This is a genomic window from uncultured Microbacterium sp. (assembly GCF_947489255.1).
Classification (GTDB): Bacteria; Actinomycetota; Actinomycetes; order Actinomycetales; family Microbacteriaceae; genus Microbacterium; species Microbacterium phycohabitans.
This window is the reverse complement of record NZ_CANLCY010000001.1, coordinates 710,647-726,975: the sequence shown is the minus strand read 5'-3', so window position 1 is coordinate 726,975 and position 16,329 is coordinate 710,647. Positions and strand designations below refer to the sequence as shown.

The window sequence follows — 16,329 nt, the reverse complement described above, 5'->3', positions numbered from 1 at the left end:
CGGCTACAGCTTCGCGATCGGCGCGATCTTCACCAGCAGCTTCTTCGGCCCCACGGTGTCGAAGCGCACGTGCGCGACGCGCTTCGCGCCCTCGCCGGTCACGGCATCCACGCGGCCCTCGCCGAAGTCGTCGTGCCGGATGCGATCGCCCGCGGCCAGGACCATGTCGCCGTTGTCGCGCACCTTGGCCGGGATGCGGTTGGGGAACTTGCTGGGATCGGCCGGCGCGCGCTTGGGCAGCGGAACGAGGTCGTCGCCGTAGCGGTTGCCGCCCCCGGGCTGGCCGGGCCGGCGTCCGCGCGCGTTGAGCGCGCGCGACTGGGATCCCCCACGCCCGTTGACGTCGCCCGGCGACTGTCGCCAGTCGATGAGGTCGGCGGGGATCTCCTGCAGGAAGCGGCTCGGCATGGCGACGGTGACCTCGCCGAACTGAGCGCGGGTCATCGCGAGGGATACGTGCAGGCGCTTTCGCGCGCGCGTGATGCCGACGTAGAACAGGCGCCTCTCCTCCTGCGGCCCGCCCGGCTCGTTGGCCGAGATGCGGTGCGGCAACAGGTCTTCTTCGACGCCGGTGAGGAACACCGCGTCGTACTCGAGTCCCTTCGCGGTGTGCAGGGTCATGAGCGACACCGAGCCCGACGCGTCGTCGAGGTCGTCGGCATCCGCCACCAGGGTCACCTCGGTGAGGAAGTCGATGATCGTGCCCTCGGGATTGTTGCGGGCGAACTCGCGCGTCACCGCGATGAGCTCGTCGAGGTTCTCGAGGCGCGCTTCGTCTTGCGGGTCTTTACTCGCGCGCAGGGCGTCGAAGTAGCCGCTCTTGTTGAGCAGCAGCGTGAGCCCCTCGGTGACCGAGGTGGAGGGGGCGAGCTCTCCGGATGCCGGGAGCATGACCGCCGTGGCCTCGGTGAGCACCGCGTCGAGCTGGTCGATGGCCTTCTGCAGCTTGGGGCCGACGCCGAGCTGGGCGGAGTTGGCGAGCGCGTCGCGGAAGGTGATGTCGTGCTCGGCGGCGTAGCGCGCGATGGCCGTCTCGGTGACATCGCCGATGCCGCGACGCGGGCGGTTCAGGATGCGACGGAGGGCCATCGAGTCGGCGGGGTTGGCGACGGCGACGAGGTAGGCGAGGGCGTCTTTGATCTCGGCGCGCTCGTAGAACTTGGTGCCGCCCATGATCTTGTAGGGCACCGCGGAGCGGATGAAGATCTCTTCCAGCGCACGGGACTGCGAGTTGGTGCGGTAGAAGACAGCGACGCCCGAGTAATCGACGCCCTTCTTGTGCAGCGCCTCGATCTCGTCGGCGACGAACTGCGCCTCGTCGTGCTGCGAGTAGCCGGTGAAGCCGATGATGGGATCGCCCGCACCGACGTCGGTCCACAGCTTCTTGTCTTTGCGGTCGAAGTTGTTCGCGATGACCGCGTTGGCCGCCGACAGGATGTTCTGCGTCGAGCGGTAGTTCTGCTCGAGCAGCACCACCTTGGCGCCCGGGTAATCGCGCTCGAACTCGCTGATGTTGCGGATGTCGGCGCCGCGGAACGCGTAGATCGACTGGTCGGAGTCACCGACGACGGTGAGCGACGCGGCATCGTCGCCGGCGGGCTCGGCGTCGAAGATCATCATGCCGCCGGAGGAGAACGGCTCGGCATCGGATCCGGGCGCTCGCGTCAGCTCGTGGATGAGGGCGTACTGCGCGTGGTTGGTGTCTTGGTACTCGTCGACGAGGATGTGCCGGAACCGCTTGCGATAGCGGTCGGCGACCTGCGGAAACGCGCGGAAGAGGTAGACCGTCTGCGCGATCAGGTCGTCGAAGTCGAACGCGTTGGCCCGCTGCAGCTCGCGCTGGTACGAGCCGAAGATCTCGACGAACACCCGCTCGGCGGGGTCGCTCATGTTGGCGGAGCGGGCGTACGACTCGGCGTCCGCCAGTTCGTTCTTGAGCTTCGAGATGCGGCTCTGCGTGCCCGCGGGGGTGAGACCGAACGAGTCGCCCTCGTGCTCTTTCACGAGGCGCTTGATGAGCGCACGCGAGTCGCCGGAGTCGTAGATGGTGAACGACTTGGTGAAGCCGAATTGCTCGGCCTCACGACGGAGGATGCGCACGCACGCCGAGTGGAACGTCGAGATCCACATGCCGTCGGCCTTCTGCCCGATGAGCTGGTGGACGCGCTCGCGCATCTCGCCGGCGGCCTTGTTGGTGAAGGTGATCGCGAGGATCTGGCTCGGGTACGCCTCGCGCGTGCGCAGCAGAGAGGCGATGCGGCGGGTGAGCACGCTCGTCTTGCCCGATCCGGCGCCCGCGACGATGAGCAGCGCCTGACCCCGGTAGGTGACGGCCTCCCGCTGCGGGCCGTTCAGCCCCTCGAGCAGGTCGGCGTCGGGTCGGGCGGCCGACGGTGCGGAACCGCCGACGATGAGGGGCGTGGAGGCGTCGGTCATGGCGCGTCCAAGTCTAGGCGGGGCCTCCGACATCGGCCCCGCGACGACGTTACGCGCGCGCCTCGCCGGCGGCTCCCGACGACAGCAGCGACTGCGCGCGCGAGAAGTGCTCGGCATCCACCGTCACGTCCCAGCGCTCGGCCTCGAAGCCCTGCACCGACGAGAAGTCACGGCGACCGCCCGTGAAGGCGTGCCCGGCGAAGCCGAAGACCGCGCCCCAGACGGCGCCGAGCACGAGGCCCAGCAGGACGAACCCGAGGAACCCGCCCACGCTCAGCAGACCGATCAGCACCCCGATCATCAGGCCGAACCATGCGCCCGATGCGGCGCCGAGCAGCGCTGCCCGGCCCCGGGTCATGCGACCCGTGACCTGCTCGACGATCCGCACGCCGTGCCCGACGATGGCGGTGTGCTCGACGGGGAACCCGGCGTCGGAGAGGCGATCGACGGCGGCCTGAGCCCCCGTGTAGTCGCTGAAGCTCGACAGGACGCGGCGTTCGGGGGTGGCACGGGTGACGTCGGACATGGTGGATTCCTTCCCTCGGGACCCTCACGCTAGCCCCGCCGGGTGACGGTGCGAGGGCGGTTGCGCGGCGGCCGAGCCGGGGTTAGTCGCTGTCAAACCCCGCGCGCTCACACCCTCGATCGACACAATGGGGGCATGCGCCTGATCCTCAACGTCCTCTGGCTGGTGCTCTCGGGCTTCTGGCTCTTCCTCAGCTACCTCGCCGCGGGGATCGTGCTCTGCATCCTGATCGTCACGATTCCGTGGGGCATCGCCGCTTTCCGCATCGGTCTCTACGCCCTCTGGCCCTTCGGTCGCGAGATCGTGGCGAAGCCGACGGCGGGCGTCGGGTCGTTCCTCGGCAACCTCGTATGGGTCGTGCTCGCGGGCTGGTGGCTCGCGCTCGAGCACATCGTGACGGGGCTCCTGCTGTGCGTGACGATCATCGGCATCCCGCTCGGCATCGCCAACTTCAAGCTCGTGCCGGTCTCGCTCTTCCCGCTCGGCAAAGAGGTGCGCGACATCCGCCGCGGCGGACCCTTCGATCAGACGCTGGGCCGCTGACCGCCCGGGCGCCCCTCGGCGGCTGAGCCTCGGCGTGCGCGGCGTTCGAAGATGCGACGCGGCAGAGCGAGCAGGATGCCGACGATCGTGGCGATCGCGCCGATCACGGCCGTGACGCTCACGAGTTCCACGGGGAAGGCGCCGTCGCGCATCCCGGTCAGGCGGGCGAGATCCCAGGGCAGGATGCCGATCTGCTCGTTCCACGAACGGAGGGCGTCACCCGCGCCCGCGAAGGCGACGGTGGCCGCCGGCAGCGCGTAGCCGATCCCCATGCCGGCGAGGGTGATGCCCGCTGCGCGGGGGCGACCGAGCTGCGGAGCGAGCGACCAGCCCGCGGCGACGAAGACCCAGGCCACGAGGGCGAAGGCCACCATCAGGTAGAGGACGCGCACGGCCGGCACCGCCCAGAGCGACGGCCACACGCCGTCGGGACCCGACAGGGCCACCGCGAGGAGCGCGACGACGCAGCGCAACACCAGCGCTCCCCCGACCGCCGCGATGATCGGCCAGGGCGACCGGCGGCCGAGCAGCAGTCGCACAGCCGTGGCGAACAGCAGCCACCCGAGGATCGCGATGGCGACGCCGAGCAGTCCGTCACGCGGGGTCTGCACGATGCGCGTGGTCACGAGCAGCCCACCGGGTACGAGGATCATGAGCCAGCGATCCAGCGGCAGCACGCCCAGGCTCGACTCGCGCGCGCGCCACGGGCGCGTCGAAGCGATCCACGTCGCGCGGGCGGCGGCGGCTCCGGGCCGTCGGACCAGGCTCGTGCGGGCCGCGAGCATGCCGATCACGAGCCACGCGACGCCGAGAGCGAGAAGCGCGCGCGCAAGCCACTCGGTCGTCGAGTCGACCATCATGGGCACGCGCGCGAAGGGATCCACCAGCACGGCGATCACGGCGCCGAAGGCGAGGAGGATGCCGGCGACGCCCAGGGCCAGGATGCCTCGCCCCGCCGTCGTCGCCATGCGCCAACGTTACCCGGCGCAGGCTGGACGTCCGCTCGGGGCGACCGGGGCTCGAGCGCCGTGCCGGGCGGGCCCCGCCCGCGGGACACCCCGGGATGCCGCTCAGCCGCGATCGTGAAGGGTGACGTGGTAGCCGTCGGGGTCGGCGAAGGTGAAGGTGCGACCGAAGGGGCCGTCGATCGGATCCATCACGATGCGGTGGCCGCCGGCGAGGAGCGCGTCGTGGATCGCCTGCACGTCGGTGGCGTGCAGCCACAGCGCGACGCCGACCCCGGGCTGCGAGACGCCGCTGAGGTCGGTCCCCGGCGCGAGGTCGCGCAGCGCGAAGGCGATCGGCGCGGTCGTGAACACGACGGCGTGGGGCGGGCCCGCGGGCGAACGCTCGAGACCGAGGTAGCGCTCGTAGAAGGCGTGGGAGGCGGCGAGGTCGCGCACCTGCAGGGAAATGAAGTCGGGTCCGGTGACGGGCATGTCAGCTCCTTGGTCTATGTCAGTTATCTGACACTCACTGTATGTCAGAATACTGACATGGCGCAAGAGCGGATCCACCTCGACACCTCCCTCGGTTACCTGCTCAAAGAGGCGGCGAGCGCCCTGCGCGTAGCCATGGAAGACGTGCTGCGCCCCCTCGGGATGACGATCACGCACTACTCCTGCCTCGAACTGCTCGCGCAGCGACCCGGCCTGTCGAATTCCGACCTCGCGCGCGGGGCCTTCGTCACGCGCCAGTCGATGAACGTGCTCCTGCAGGCGCTCGAGAGCGAGGGGATCGTCGAGCGAGCCGACACGCCGACCGTCGGGAAGGCCTTGCCGACACGCCTGACGGAGAAAGGCCATCGCGCGTTGGGCGCGGCGAGCGCGGCGGTCCGCGACGTCGAGCGCCGCATGCTGAGCGGGATGACTGATGTCGAGCAGGAAGCGGCCCTCCAGGCTTTGCGCTCGATGGTGGCGGCCCTCCGGTCGTGATCGCGGGATGGATTGTGTAACAATCCATCCATGCTTCCCGCGTTCGCGATCCTCGCCGCCGCGCTGTGCTTCTCCACCACGGGCACCGCGCAAGCCCTCGCCGGAGTCGACGCCTCGCCCATCGCGGTCGGCGCGGCGCGCATCGTGCTCGGCGGCGGCATCCTGGGTCTCATCGCCCTCGCGCGCCGGTCCCCGTCCCGCCCCGCGACGGGGACGCGCGCATCGACGGCCGCGCTCATCGCGGTCGGCGCGATCGGTGTCCTGGCGTATCAGCCGCTGTTCTTCCTCGGCACGCGCGAGAACGGCGTCGCCATCGGCACGGTCGTCGCTCTCGGCTCGGCGCCGATCGCGACGGGGATCGTGGATGCCGTGCGCCTGCGCCGCGCCCCCTCCCCGCGCTGGATGCTCGCCACCGCCATAGCCCTCGCGGGAGTGGTGCTGGTGTCGGGGGTGACCGGCGGCGCCGTCGCCCTCGCCCCCGGCGGACTGCTCGGCTCGGTGGGCGCCGGAATGTCGTACGCCCTCTACACGGTGTGCGGCAAGGCGCTGATCGAGAGGGGGTGGGACTCCACGCGCGTGATGGGAACCGTGTTCGGCGTGGCCGCGGTCGCGAGCGTCCCGGTCCTGCTCTTCGCGGGCACGGGCTGGTTGCTCACCCCCGACGGCCTCGCGCTCGCGCTCTGGCTCGGCGTCGTCACCACCGCGATCGCCTACCTCCTCTTCGGGTGGGGACTCGCGCGCCTCAGCGCGGTGACGGTGTCGACGCTCACCCTCGCCGAGCCTCTCGCGGCCACTCTCCTCGGCCTTCTCGTGCTGCACGAACAGCTGACACCGGTCAGCGCCCTCGGCCTGGCGCTGATCGCCGTGGGTCTCGCCGTGGTCTCCGCCCCCGCTCGCCGACGTCAGGAGGTCCCGGATGCCACGGCTCGCGCCTGACGCCCCCGCACCGGGCCCCCGCACGACCGATGTCGTCGCCGACGCCGTGCGCGCCGGCATCCTGTCGGGAGATCTCGCCCCCGGCACGCCCCTGCGCGAGGAGGATCTCAGCGCCGTCTACGGCGTCTCGCGCCACACGGCGCGGACCGCGCTCGCGCGCCTCACCGCCGAGCGACTCGCCACCGCCGAGCCCTACCGCGGCGTGCGGGTGTCGTCGCTCGACGACGATGCGCTCGTCGCGCTGCAGCAGCTGCGGTGCGCGCTCGAGACCGAGGCTCTGCGGATCGTCCGCGACCGCGGCATCCATCCTCCCGGTGTCGACTCGGCACTCGACGCCTTGGAGGCGGCCGAGGCGTCGGGCGACTGGACCGCGACGCTCGCCGCGCACGCGCGCGTGCACCTCGCTCTCGTCGAGGCCGCCGGCAGCCCGCGGATCGCCGAGGAGTACCGCCGCCTCGACTCCGAGATGCATTTGCTGCTGACGCACGTGCGCCCCGCGTACGCGCCCGGCGCCCTCACCGAGGAGCATCGCGCCTACGTGACCGAGGCGCTGCGAGACCCCGAGCACGCCGTGCGCGCGCACCTCGAGCACTCGACGCGGGCGATCCTCGACGGTCGGCGCCGGGGCTGAGCGACACACGGCGACACCTCTCGTCACGCTCCGCAACGACCCTTCGCCGTGCCGGCGGTGCGGGTTAGCGTGGGGGCACATCGCGGCGATCCGGGCGGTCCCGGGCCTCGGCTCATAACCGAAGGCGTGGCGGGTTCGACTCCCGCCGTCGCGTCCACGTCTCGCGCCCCGCCCCTGCGGACCCGCCGGCCAGGGTCGGCTCGACCCCCTCCGCGCGTCGTTCTCTCGACGGGACACGCCTGAGCCGATACCGTATACCACGGAGGTATACCCGTGGCCGCTCGGTTCGACCCTGAGAACGCTGCAGTACTCGTGAAGGTCGCGCGCCTCGACAGCGGAATGTCGCAAGCCGACCTCGCTCGATCCGCCGGCATGAGCCAGCCGCACGTCGCCGCCATCGAGGCCGGCCGTCGGGCCGTGAGCGCCGAGGTGCTGGAACGCCTCCTGCGCGCGGCCGATTACCGCCCCAGCATCGCCCTCGAAGAGCATGCGGCGGAGATCGTCGCCGCCGGCGCTCGATCGGGCGTGGCCGACATCCGCGTCTTCGGCTCGGCGGCCCGCGGATCCGACCACTTCACGTCCGACATCGATCTCGTGGCGAAGCTCGCCCCCGGCCGAAGCTATTTCGACATCGCACGATTCCAGAACGACGTGCAGTCGCTCACGGGCTTCCCCGTGGATGTCGTCATCGACGGCGAGGGCCGACCCGCGTTCCTCGACGAGACGGTCACGGTGCCGTTGTGACGGCGCCAGAGGGGCCGCGGCGGTTCAGCCGCGCACCCCGCACCGATGCGTCGCCCTCCGACACCGCTCGCGCGAACTTCGCGGAGAGTCTCGATGCGATCGAGACTTTCCTCGAACACGCCACGACAGGCGGGCGAGAAGCCTTTACACGGAACTCCCCGGCGTACGCTTCGGGGTCGATGGTGATCATCCGCTCTGCAGCTCTCTTCGAGGTGGAGGAGTTCGCGCCGTTTCTGAGCGGGGTGCCCAGCGATGTGGCGAACGCGATCCGCACGATGCGGAACATCGCCTCTCACGGTGGCTACCGGGCCATGGACGACACCCTCTTCTGGGCGACCCTCACCATCGATCTGCCTCCACACCTCGCCCGTTGGCGATCAGCCCTCTGACCACGCAAGTCCCTCTGATCCGCTGACGACCCGGGCGGGCGTCCACATTCCCCCAAGCACGGTCCGCGCGCGGCGCGACCGGACGAGACTCCTTCTCCGGATACCGCGATCTCGAGCCGCCACCCTCGCATCTCCACCTGCCATGCTGGACACATGGCATCCCCCGCACCTCAGGACGTCTCCATCGGCAGCGAGATGATCCGCCTCGGCCCGTTCCTGAAGTTCGCGGGCGTCCTCGACTCGGGCGGAGACGTCAAGGAGGCGATCATCGACGGCTACGTGCAGGTCAACGGCGAGATCGAGCGCCGCCGCGGGCGTCAGCTGCAGGTCGGCGACGTGATCGCGTTCGAGGGTCGGGCTTTCCGCGTGCAGGCCTGACGCCGCAACGGCGGAGGCCCGCCTCCCCTGACCGGGAAGACGGGCCTCTCATCGGCGCCTCGCGCTCGTGACGCGCGGATGCCGACCGAGCTCAGTGCTCGTCGTAGTGGTCGCTGTGCAGCGCGTGACGGTGGCCGTCGTGCACGTAGTCGGCGTGGTCGTCGTGCTCGACCTTCTCGTGGCCGCAGTCGTCGCCGTGACGGTGCTCCTCGAGCGAGTGCTCCGCCTTCGACTCGTGCTCGTCGTAGTGATCGCCGTGCAGCGCGTGGTGGTGAGTGCCGTGCACGTAGTCGACGTGGTCGGCGTGCTCGATCTTCTGGTGGCCGCAGTCGTCGCCGTGCGCGTGCTCTTCGACGCTGTGCTCGGCGTGGGTGTCGGCAGTGCTCATTGTTCGTTCCCCTGGGTGGTCGGTTCGGTGACGTGGGCGATCGCATCGAGCACGACGTGAGCGACGTGCTGGTCGGCGAGGACGTAACGGATCTCCTTGCCATCGCGCTCCGAGGTCACCAGGCCGGCCTGGCGCAGGGTGCGCAGATGCTGAGACACCAGCGGTTGCGAAAGACCGGCCTTCGCGGCCAGTGCGCCGACCGTGAGCTGCTCGGTGTTCAACAACCAGACGAGCGCCAGGCGCGACTCGCTGCCGAGCACCTTGAACAGTTCAGCGGCCTCGTCGAGTCCCTCGATCGCGTCCACGTCTCCGACACAACCAGATACATAAACGCATTGCAATATGTGCACCCAAACGGGAACGGTTCTCGTTCGCGTTATCGCGCCGAGCGCCGAGTCAGTCGTCGTCATGCGGACGCAGCGAACGCGTCCACCCGAGCGCGGCGGCATCCTCGATCTTCTTCGCTTCTCGCCGCCGCCACGCCGCGCGCCCGATCTCCGCGGCCTGCCAGGCGAGCGCCAGCCCGATCGCGATGCCGATGACCCACCCCGCCGCCTCCATGCGGCCGAGTCTACGAACGCGCGGCGGCGGGGCCCCGGCTCACCCCTGTCGCCCCTTGAATCGCGGATTGAGCTTGTTGATCACGAACACGCGCCCCCGGCGGCGCACGACCTGCGCGCCGGGCTGCTTCTTCAGGGACTTCATCGATGCACGGACCTTCATGGCATCCTCCTTTTGATAACCGTTCTCAATAGCAGGCTAGAGTGTCCCGTGAGCCGAGACAACCGAGAGGTGGATGCCATGCCCCGCACGATCGCCATCATGGGCGTGTGCGCCCGGAACGTCGCGCCTACGCCGAGCGCACCGCGGTCGCCCTGGAGCGTCCCCTCCACCTGCTGCGCTTCGCCGACCTGCGCTCCGCCCACGCCCTGCCGGCACCGCGGCCCCGCGCCTCGGACGAGCATCCGGTCGTCGATCTCGGCACCGACGTCGACCTGATCCACGCGATCGTCACGCGCGGTGGCGCCGATGTCGAAGCGGTGTGCCTCGTCGACGCCCGCCACATGATCGGCGACCTTCTCGACGAGGCCGCGCTGGTGGCATCCGCGAAGCCCGGCGACACCCGCGGCGACGTGGGAGCGCGCGCCCGGCAGGCCGCGCTGGCCCTGGAGCTGGCGACGCGGATCGTCTGGATCAACTGGGAGCAGGTCCCCACGCCCGCCCTCGCGGTGCAGATGGCCTTGGCCTCGCACCTGAATCCGAGCGCCGTCGTGCGCTTGTCCCGCGATCCGCTGAGCGACCTCCGCTCGCCGGCCACCCACGAGGGCGAGCTGCTCGAGCGCGCCGGCTGGGTGCGCGCCCTCAACGGGGCGCACGACCCGTACATGCGCGACAACCGCGTCGCCACGCTCGCGTACGAGCAGGTGCGCCCCTTCCACCCGGAGCGGCTCTCGGCGGCGCTCGACCGGCTCGACGAGGGGGCCGCCGGTCGTCTCGTCCGCTCGGCGGGGTTCTGCCGTCTCGCGTCGCGTCCGGGCATCCTGGCGCGGTGGGAACACGTCGGCTCGGCCATGTGGATCGAACCGCTCGGCACCGACGACGGTCGCATGGGCCTCGGCCAGGAGATCGTCTTCACGGGCCTCGACATGTCGGCGCCGCGTCTGGCGCACGTGCTCGATCAGGCCGCGCTCACCGACGACGAATTGGCTGCGGGCCCCTCGACCTGGGCGACGTTCGACGACCCCCTCCCGGCCTGGCCGGCCGCGCAACCGTCGATCCGGGATGCCGGTGAGTAGAGCGACAGCCCCGCTCCCCCGGGGCGGCGCGCTCGGGCGCATCGGCTCCGGGGCCGATCGTCATCGTCACCCCACGTCGCCCGCAGCGCGTCGTGTCAAGCCGGTACGCCGTCGCGACGCCGAGGAGCACCGTGGAGCACATGAGCACTCCTGACATCCCCACCCGTCACTCCGACGACGCCCACGCCGACTCCGCGGCCCCCACGGATGCCGTCACCGACGAGGTCCGCGAAGACGCCGCCGAGGCCGAAGAGCACGTTCACCTCGACGACCGCACCGGTGACGCCGTCGAGGGCGACTCCGCCCCCGCCGACGACCCCGGCTTCCCCGCCGCCGAGGGCCACGCCTGACGCGTTCCCTCCGAAGACGACCCTCGAGGCGCGGTGACCACGTCGCCGCGCCTCGCGGTGTCCCTTCATGCCGAAAAGACCGCGCCGGGCCGCGACCTCAGGATGCCGCGAGCGCCCGCCCGAGGGCATCGCCCGAGGTCCATGCGGTGCGCACCGCTGCGCTCTCGCCCCACGCGTCACCGCAGGCCGACAGCCCGGGCGAACGGAAGAACGGGCGCCCCGTCGCCTCGGCCGGGCGGGCGAAGGTCCACCGGTGGGCGCGCGTGGCGACGGGGTCGTCGTCGATCCGCAACAGACGCTTGGTGGCGGCCACCACGGGGGCGATCGCCGCATCGGGGTCGTCGAGGTGCCGGCGCGCGCGAGCCGCCGTCGTGTGCACCACGAGCACGGGGGCACCGTCGCCGCGACGGTCTCCGTCGTCGGCGAGGAACGACACGTCGGCGTCGTCGGCGGCGAACGCGCCGTGCAGGTCGGCATCCCACCGCCGTTCGTCCCAGCGCAGCACCACGGCGATCACGGGCTCCCACTCCTGCTCCCCGCCGGGTGCCTCTCCGGTCAGGCGCGCGGCCTGCGGCGCGGGCATCGCCAGCACCACCTCGCCGGCCTCGTCTCCATCGACGCGGAAGGGTCCGACGCTCCCGACGACGCGTTCCGTCTCGACGTCGAGTCCCTCGGCGAGATCGAGAGCGAGCGAGCGCAGTCCGAGCGGAGCGGCCCACCGCATGGGCCCGGGCTTGGGGGTCTGCGAGCCGTCGGGCTGGATCACCTGGAACGTGTCGGTCCAGGGGCGCGCCAGCTCCCGCTCCTCCCAGTCGGCCACGACGTGGGCGAAGCCCTCCGCCTCGCCGACGACGAAGTACGAGGCACCGAGGTCGACCGCACGACCGTCGATCGTGCGGCTCGAGAGGCGCCCGCCCACGCGTCGACCGCGATCGAGCACGCGCACCGACCGCCCGGCATCCTGCACCGCCCGCGCGCACGCGAGCCCCGAGATGCCGCCGCCGACCACCGTCACGTCTACCGTCATGACGTCATCCTCGCGCGACGCCGCCGACCGGTCGGCGGGGTTGCGCGCCGCACCTCCCGGCCTTCGGGCGACGCAAGCGAGCAGAACTCCGGAGGAACGGGCCCGGCCGCGGTCCCACCCGCGTCACGACGTGGCGCCCTCGTCGGACCACGCCCGGAAATCAGGGGTTCTGCACGGTGCCGAAGAACTCCACGCCCAGGTCGGGATGGTCGACGAACACGCCATCGAGACCCGCGTCGCGCAGCAGGGTCCACTCCCCGCGGTAGTCGCCGAAGGCGGCCTTCCCGCCCCCGCGGCGATACGCGGGGAGGAGGAACGCGTTCTCGGGGCGGCAGGTCCAGGTGAACACCCGCAGCCCGCGCTCCTGCGCCTCGCCGACCAGACGGGCCGGACCCGTGGCCCTCCCCCACCGGTCGGGCGCGAGCACGAGCCTCTTGTCGGGGCTGATCCCCTCGACGGCGTCGGCGAGCGCGTCGAGCCCCGACCCCGTCAGCATCGAGGCGTAGGTCGCGGCGTCGGAACCGTCGCATTCGCGCAGGTCCCACGGGGCCCCGTCCGACTCGATCAGCTGCACGAGCGGAACCCGGATGCCGCGCTCCCGCAGCCGCGCCAGCACGAGGGGCTCGAACGACTCGATGACCAGCGCGTCACCGGCATCCGCCCATCCGCTCTCGCGCAGCTCGCTCGCGACGAGCTCGGCCATGTCGAACCCGAGGCGGGAGAAGGCCGCGGCGTGTTTGACCTCGAGGACGACGCCGACGCCACCCTCCCGCGCGAGGTCGAGGACCTCGCGCAGGCGCAGCACCGGATCGCTGCCGTCGTGCGCGGCGCTCGTCGGTCGGATCGCGGGGATCCGTTCACGGCAGCGGAGGGTCTGCAGCTCCGCCCACGTGAAGTCCTCGGCGAACCAGCCGGTCAGCCGCTCTCCGTCGACGACCTTCGACGTGCGGCGGACGGCGAATTCGGGGCGGGCCGCGACGTCGGTGGTCCCGGAGATCTCGTTCTCGTGCCGCACCACGAGCACGCCGTCCCTCGAGGGGACCACGTCGGGTTCGACGGCATCCACTCCCGCCGCGATCGCCCGCAGGTAGGAGGAGCGGGAGTGCTCCGGGAGGTATCCGGGGGCACCGCGATGACCGATCACGACAGGCACCCCGTCACGGTAGCGAGGGCGGGTGAACAAGGGGTCCGCTCAAAGCAGAATCCCAGTCATCACAAGGATTCTCGCGGCCCCCTCGGCTAGTGTTGTCTGACAGCACGGTGCTGTGATCACCATCTTTGGAGTGTGAGTTCCCGTGGCCCTCAACAACCCGGCATTCAACAACCCGGCGTTCCAGGACCCTCGAGCCGGTGGCGCTCAGACGCGCTACAGCCCGCCCCCGGCCGTCGACCCCGCCGCCGCCGCCTCGATCGAAGGCGCCTACGCCGCTCCGTCGGCGAGCGCCGTCGACACCGGCCGCATGACGGTCGAAGACACCGTCATGAAGACCCTGGCGCTCTTCGGCATCCTCGTCGTGACCGCCGTCGTCGGCTGGATCTGGTCGATGGCCGGCGTCAGCGCCGCCAACCCGAACCCGAGCGCCGCTCCGATGATCGTCGGTGGCCTCGTCGGTTTCGTGCTGGCCATGGTCGCGACGTTCAAGAAGAAGCCCTCCGTCCCCGTCTTCGTCGCCTACGCGGCGTTCGAGGGCCTGTTCGTCGGCGGAATCTCGGCGTTCTTCGAGTTCATCTTCCCGGGCATCGTCCTGCAGGCGACGCTCGGCACCCTCTCGGTGGTCGGTGTGACCCTCGCCCTCTTCGCGAGCGGCAAGATCCGCGCGTCGGCCCGTGCCACCAAGATCTTCATGATCGCGATGGTCGGCTACCTCGTGTTCAGCCTGGTCAACCTCGGCCTCATGCTGTTCAACGTCCCGATCGCCGGCGGTGCGTTCGGTCTGCTGAGCGAGGTCAAGATCCTCGGCATCCCGCTGGGCTTGATCGTCGGCGTGTTCGTGGTCATCATGGCCGCGTACTCGCTGGTGCTCGACTTCGACCAGATCCAGCGCGGCGTCCGCAACGGCGCCGCCCGGGTCTACGGCTGGGTCGGCGCCTTCGGCATCATGGTCACCGTCGTGTGGCTCTATGTCGAGATCCTGCGCCTCATCGCGATCGTGCGCGGCAACAACTGACGCACTGATTCCTCTGGAGGGCCGTCCCGTTTCGGGGCGGCCCTTCGTCGTTCCCGGCTCGGCATCCACGGTTCCGCCGGCTCCGGCCTCCCGGCCTCCCGGCCTCCCGGCCTCCCGGCCTCCCGAACGAGTGTCCACAACACCCGGACGTTGCGCGAACTCATCCGGGTGTCGTGGACACTCGCGTCGCGACCCCGCGGCATCCCGTCGCCCCTCCCCCCGGCGAGTGTTCGCCTCCACCGCACCGCCCGTGCTCACCCGGGACACCCGTCGCAAGGGGTCTTGCTCCCGGATGCCGCGGGGCTAGCCTCGCGGCATGAGCCCCGCCAAGACCCCGGCCGAGATCCTCGACGTCGACGGACACGAGGTGCGCGTCACCAGCCCGGACCGCGTCGTGTTTCCCGAGCCCGGTCTGACGAAACTCGACCTCGTGCGGTACTACCTCTCCGTCGCGGAAGGGGCACTGCGGGGAGCGGGCGGACGACCCATGGTTCTGAAGCGCTTCTCGAAGGGCCTCGATCAGGAACCGTTCTTCCAGAAGCGCGTCCCCGAGAACCATCCCGCGTTCATCGACACCGCGACCCTTCACTACGCCTCCGGCACCTCGGCGGAGGAAACCGTCATCCGGGATGCCGCGGGCCTGGCGTGGGTCGTCAACCTCGGCTGTCTCGACCTCAATCCGCACCCGATCCGCGCGGAAGACCTCGACCACCCCGACGAGCTCCGCGTCGACCTCGACCCCATGCCGGGAGTCGACTGGGCGCAGATCGTCGACGTCGCGTTCATCGCGCGCGAGGTGCTGCACGATCACGGTCTCGTGGGCTGGCCGAAGACCTCGGGCTCGCGCGGACTGCACATCCTCGTGCGCATCCGCCCCGAGTGGGAGTACGCCGACGTCCGCCTGGCGGCCGAGACCCTCGCGCGCGAGGTCGAGAACCGCGCACCGGGGCTGGCGACCGCCCGCTGGTGGAAGGAGGAGCGCGGCGAGAGCGTCTTCGTCGACTTCAACCAGAACGCCAAGGACCGCACCGTCGCCTCGGCGTACTCGATCCGTCCCCTGCCCGACGCCCGGGTCTCCGCTCCCCTCACGTGGGACGAGGTCCGGAGCCGACGCCCCGAGGAGTTCACCGTCCTCACCGTGCCCGAACGCTTCGCCGCCATCGGCGACCCGCACGCCGGAATCGACGACGCGGCCGGCTCCCTCGACGCCCTCCTGGCTCTGGCGAAGGCGCTCGGACCCGCCGAGAAGCCTCCCCGCGGCTCCGACGGCTCGGGCCGCCGGGCATCGACGATGCCGCTCATCGAGGTCGCGCGCACCAAGACCAAGCCCGAGGCGCTCGACGCCCTCGAGACCTGGAAGGCACGGCATCCCGAGGCCGGCGCCGCTCTGCACCCGGCGGACGTGCTGGTCGACGGGATGCGCGGCTCGAGTTCGCTCTGGTACCGCGTGCGCGTGAACCTGCAGCACGTCCCGGATGCCGAGCGCCCGGCGCAGGAGCAGCTGATCGCCGACTACGACCCCTGGGCCGGCCGCTCGGGCTCCTGAGCCCTCTCCAGGGAACCCACCAGGTGGGCCATGCCGTAGCGGTAGGCCTCGTCGAGATCGCCGCCGAGGCGGAAGGCTCCGGCGAGCTCCATCGTGACGAACCCCGTCGCCCACGCCGTCAGCAGCCGAGCGGCGTCGAGCGCGTGCTCCGGGCCCACCACGGCCTCGGTGGCGCGCAGCACCGGCGCGCTGGTCGCGGCGAGCCGATCGGCATCCACGATGCTCGCGAACAGCAGCCGGAACGCCTCGGGCCGCTCGCGTCCGAAGCGACGGAAGGCGAGGAGCGCCTCGTCGAGCCGACCGGATGCCGCCTCCAGGCGGTCCGTGAGATCGATGGCGGCGGCCTCCCCGACGAGCCCCAGCAGGGCCTCGCGATCGCGCACGCGCTTGTAGAGCGATGGGGCGCGCACGCCGACCGCGGTCGCGACGGCCTGCATCGTCACCGCCGCGGAACCCCCCTGTTCGAGCAGACGGGTCGCCGCGTCGACGATCTGCTCGATGGACGTTCTCTCCGGTGTCGGCACGACCCCTCCTCAT

22 protein-coding genes and 1 tRNA gene are annotated in these 16,329 nt (G+C 71.0%); 12 read left to right on the top strand and 11 right to left on the bottom strand.

Annotated elements, in window-relative coordinates:
- Window positions 1-3: 3 nt before the first annotated feature.
- The gene (locus Q0818_RS03500) at window positions 4-2,436 is read right to left on the bottom strand and encodes an ATP-dependent helicase (protein WP_298871450.1); all 2,433 of its coding nucleotides are present in this window, start codon (window positions 2,434-2,436) and stop codon (window positions 4-6) included.
- A 49-nt stretch (window positions 2,437-2,485) separates the two neighbouring features.
- Window positions 2,486-2,962 carry a general stress protein gene (locus Q0818_RS03495; RefSeq protein WP_298871447.1) on the bottom strand — a complete coding sequence of 159 codons (477 nt, stop codon included), beginning with the start codon at window positions 2,960-2,962 and terminating at the stop codon, window positions 2,486-2,488.
- Between the two features lie 135 nt (window positions 2,963-3,097).
- On the opposite strand from Q0818_RS03495, the gene Q0818_RS03490 reads away from it, so the two are divergent.
- Window positions 3,098-3,505: a YccF domain-containing protein gene (locus tag Q0818_RS03490; RefSeq protein ID WP_298871444.1), complete on the top strand. Its 408-nt coding sequence runs from the start codon at window positions 3,098-3,100 to the stop codon at window positions 3,503-3,505.
- On the opposite strand, the gene Q0818_RS03485 is transcribed toward Q0818_RS03490, so the two are convergent.
- Window positions 3,487-4,473, bottom strand: a complete 987-nt coding sequence (locus Q0818_RS03485) for a hypothetical protein (protein WP_298871442.1) — start codon at window positions 4,471-4,473, stop codon at window positions 3,487-3,489. The genes Q0818_RS03490 and Q0818_RS03485 overlap by 19 nt on opposite strands.
- Before the next feature lie 102 nt (window positions 4,474-4,575).
- Window positions 4,576-4,944, bottom strand: coding sequence for a VOC family protein (locus tag Q0818_RS03480; RefSeq protein ID WP_298871439.1), 369 nt, complete (start codon window positions 4,942-4,944; stop codon window positions 4,576-4,578).
- A gap of 57 nt (window positions 4,945-5,001) precedes the next feature.
- Here Q0818_RS03480 and Q0818_RS03475 point away from each other — a divergent pair, with 57 nt between their 5' ends.
- From Q0818_RS03475 to Q0818_RS03445, 7 genes are all read left to right on the top strand, one after another.
- Window positions 5,002-5,439 carry a MarR family transcriptional regulator gene (locus tag Q0818_RS03475; protein WP_298871436.1) on the top strand — a complete coding sequence of 146 codons (438 nt, stop codon included), beginning with the start codon at window positions 5,002-5,004 and terminating at the stop codon, window positions 5,437-5,439.
- 30 nt (window positions 5,440-5,469) lie between these two features.
- Window positions 5,470-6,375 carry an EamA family transporter gene (locus Q0818_RS03470; RefSeq protein ID WP_298871433.1) on the top strand — a complete coding sequence of 302 codons (906 nt, stop codon included), beginning with the start codon at window positions 5,470-5,472 and terminating at the stop codon, window positions 6,373-6,375.
- Window positions 6,356-7,006, top strand: a complete 651-nt coding sequence (locus tag Q0818_RS03465; protein WP_298871431.1) for a GntR family transcriptional regulator — start codon at window positions 6,356-6,358, stop codon at window positions 7,004-7,006. Before Q0818_RS03470 ends, Q0818_RS03465 begins: the two co-directional genes overlap by 20 nt.
- Before the next feature lie 81 nt (window positions 7,007-7,087).
- Window positions 7,088-7,163: transfer RNA gene (locus Q0818_RS03460), tRNA-Met, on the top strand.
- Between the two features lie 116 nt (window positions 7,164-7,279).
- A complete protein-coding gene (locus Q0818_RS03455) occupies window positions 7,280-7,750 on the top strand; it encodes a helix-turn-helix domain-containing protein (protein WP_298871428.1) in 471 nt (156 codons plus the stop codon).
- Window positions 7,751-7,929: 179 nt separating this feature from the next.
- Window positions 7,930-8,139 (top strand): hypothetical protein, encoded by a 210-nt coding sequence (locus Q0818_RS03450; protein WP_298871425.1) that lies wholly within the window; start codon window positions 7,930-7,932, stop codon window positions 8,137-8,139.
- Window positions 8,140-8,292: 153 nt separating this feature from the next.
- Window positions 8,293-8,517: an RNA-binding S4 domain-containing protein gene (locus Q0818_RS03445; protein WP_298871422.1), complete on the top strand. Its 225-nt coding sequence runs from the start codon at window positions 8,293-8,295 to the stop codon at window positions 8,515-8,517.
- Window positions 8,518-8,608: 91 nt separating this feature from the next.
- On the opposite strand, the gene Q0818_RS03440 is transcribed toward Q0818_RS03445, so the two are convergent.
- The 4 genes from Q0818_RS03440 to ykgO all read right to left on the bottom strand — a co-directional run bounded on the left by Q0818_RS03440 (window position 8,609) and on the right by ykgO (window position 9,628).
- Entirely contained in the window at window positions 8,609-8,905 is a 297-nt protein-coding gene (locus Q0818_RS03440; RefSeq protein WP_298871420.1) for a hypothetical protein, read from the bottom strand.
- Entirely contained in the window at window positions 8,902-9,210 is a 309-nt protein-coding gene (locus Q0818_RS03435) for a metalloregulator ArsR/SmtB family transcription factor (RefSeq protein WP_298871417.1), read from the bottom strand. Before Q0818_RS03435 ends, Q0818_RS03440 begins: the two co-directional genes overlap by 4 nt.
- Window positions 9,211-9,301: 91 nt before the next feature.
- On the bottom strand, window positions 9,302-9,466 hold the full coding sequence (locus Q0818_RS03430; protein ID WP_298871413.1) for a hypothetical protein: 165 nt from the start codon (window positions 9,464-9,466) through the stop codon (window positions 9,302-9,304).
- Window positions 9,467-9,505: 39 nt separating this feature from the next.
- Window positions 9,506-9,628 carry a type B 50S ribosomal protein L36 gene (gene ykgO / locus Q0818_RS03425; protein WP_298871410.1) on the bottom strand — a complete coding sequence of 41 codons (123 nt, stop codon included), beginning with the start codon at window positions 9,626-9,628 and terminating at the stop codon, window positions 9,506-9,508.
- Between the two features lie 107 nt (window positions 9,629-9,735).
- Between ykgO and Q0818_RS03420 the strand changes: the two genes are divergently transcribed.
- Both Q0818_RS03420 and Q0818_RS03415 read left to right on the top strand, forming a co-directional pair.
- The gene (locus Q0818_RS03420; RefSeq protein ID WP_298871408.1) at window positions 9,736-10,701 is read left to right on the top strand and encodes a GTP-binding protein; all 966 of its coding nucleotides are present in this window, start codon (window positions 9,736-9,738) and stop codon (window positions 10,699-10,701) included.
- A gap of 140 nt (window positions 10,702-10,841) precedes the next feature.
- Window positions 10,842-11,051 (top strand): hypothetical protein, encoded by a 210-nt coding sequence (locus Q0818_RS03415; RefSeq protein WP_298871406.1) that lies wholly within the window; start codon window positions 10,842-10,844, stop codon window positions 11,049-11,051.
- A 97-nt stretch (window positions 11,052-11,148) separates the two neighbouring features.
- Here the strand turns inward: Q0818_RS03415 and Q0818_RS03410 are convergent, their stop codons facing one another.
- A complete protein-coding gene (locus Q0818_RS03410; protein WP_298871404.1) occupies window positions 11,149-12,078 on the bottom strand; it encodes an FAD-dependent oxidoreductase in 930 nt (309 codons plus the stop codon).
- A gap of 160 nt (window positions 12,079-12,238) precedes the next feature.
- Window positions 12,239-13,231, bottom strand: a complete 993-nt coding sequence (locus Q0818_RS03405) for a glycerophosphodiester phosphodiesterase family protein (protein WP_298871401.1) — start codon at window positions 13,229-13,231, stop codon at window positions 12,239-12,241.
- 142 nt (window positions 13,232-13,373) lie between these two features.
- Between Q0818_RS03405 and Q0818_RS03400 the strand changes: the two genes are divergently transcribed.
- Together Q0818_RS03400 and ligD are read left to right on the top strand one after the other, a co-directional pair.
- Window positions 13,374-14,246, top strand: a complete 873-nt coding sequence (locus Q0818_RS03400) for a Bax inhibitor-1/YccA family protein (RefSeq protein ID WP_298871399.1) — start codon at window positions 13,374-13,376, stop codon at window positions 14,244-14,246.
- A gap of 316 nt (window positions 14,247-14,562) precedes the next feature.
- A complete protein-coding gene (gene ligD, locus Q0818_RS03395; RefSeq protein WP_298871396.1) occupies window positions 14,563-15,792 on the top strand; it encodes a non-homologous end-joining DNA ligase in 1,230 nt (409 codons plus the stop codon).
- Here ligD and Q0818_RS03390 read toward each other — a convergent pair.
- Entirely contained in the window at window positions 15,759-16,316 is a 558-nt protein-coding gene (locus tag Q0818_RS03390; RefSeq protein WP_298871393.1) for a TetR/AcrR family transcriptional regulator, read from the bottom strand. The genes ligD and Q0818_RS03390 overlap by 34 nt on opposite strands.
- Window positions 16,317-16,329: the final 13 nt, after the last annotated feature.

Bases quoted from the DNA above. Each gene is read 5' to 3' on its own strand.
- Q0818_RS03485 (WP_298871442.1), bottom strand. From the start codon at position 4,473: ATGGCGACGACGGCGGGGCGAGGCATCCTGGCCCTGGGCGTCGCCGGC.
- Q0818_RS03445 (WP_298871422.1), top strand. From the start codon at position 8,293: ATGGCATCCCCCGCACCTCAGGACGTCTCCATCGGCAGCGAGATGATC.
- Q0818_RS03475 (WP_298871436.1), top strand. From the start codon at position 5,002: ATGGCGCAAGAGCGGATCCACCTCGACACCTCCCTCGGTTACCTGCTC.
- Q0818_RS03500 (WP_298871450.1), bottom strand. From the start codon at position 2,436: ATGACCGACGCCTCCACGCCCCTCATCGTCGGCGGTTCCGCACCGTCG.
- Q0818_RS03430 (WP_298871413.1), bottom strand. From the start codon at position 9,466: ATGGAGGCGGCGGGGTGGGTCATCGGCATCGCGATCGGGCTGGCGCTC.
- Q0818_RS03410 (WP_298871404.1), bottom strand. From the start codon at position 12,078: ATGACGGTAGACGTGACGGTGGTCGGCGGCGGCATCTCGGGGCTCGCG.
- Q0818_RS03495 (WP_298871447.1), bottom strand. From the start codon at position 2,962: ATGTCCGACGTCACCCGTGCCACCCCCGAACGCCGCGTCCTGTCGAGC.
- Q0818_RS03490 (WP_298871444.1), top strand. From the start codon at position 3,098: ATGCGCCTGATCCTCAACGTCCTCTGGCTGGTGCTCTCGGGCTTCTGG.
- ligD (WP_298871396.1), top strand. From the start codon at position 14,563: ATGAGCCCCGCCAAGACCCCGGCCGAGATCCTCGACGTCGACGGACAC.
- ykgO (WP_298871410.1), bottom strand. From the start codon at position 9,628: ATGAAGGTCCGTGCATCGATGAAGTCCCTGAAGAAGCAGCCCGGCGCG.
- Q0818_RS03465 (WP_298871431.1), top strand. From the start codon at position 6,356: ATGCCACGGCTCGCGCCTGACGCCCCCGCACCGGGCCCCCGCACGACC.
- Q0818_RS03470 (WP_298871433.1), top strand. From the start codon at position 5,470: ATGCTTCCCGCGTTCGCGATCCTCGCCGCCGCGCTGTGCTTCTCCACC.
- Q0818_RS03450 (WP_298871425.1), top strand. From the start codon at position 7,930: ATGGTGATCATCCGCTCTGCAGCTCTCTTCGAGGTGGAGGAGTTCGCG.
- Q0818_RS03415 (WP_298871406.1), top strand. From the start codon at position 10,842: ATGAGCACTCCTGACATCCCCACCCGTCACTCCGACGACGCCCACGCC.
- Q0818_RS03440 (WP_298871420.1), bottom strand. From the start codon at position 8,905: ATGAGCACTGCCGACACCCACGCCGAGCACAGCGTCGAAGAGCACGCG.
- Q0818_RS03480 (WP_298871439.1), bottom strand. From the start codon at position 4,944: ATGCCCGTCACCGGACCCGACTTCATTTCCCTGCAGGTGCGCGACCTC.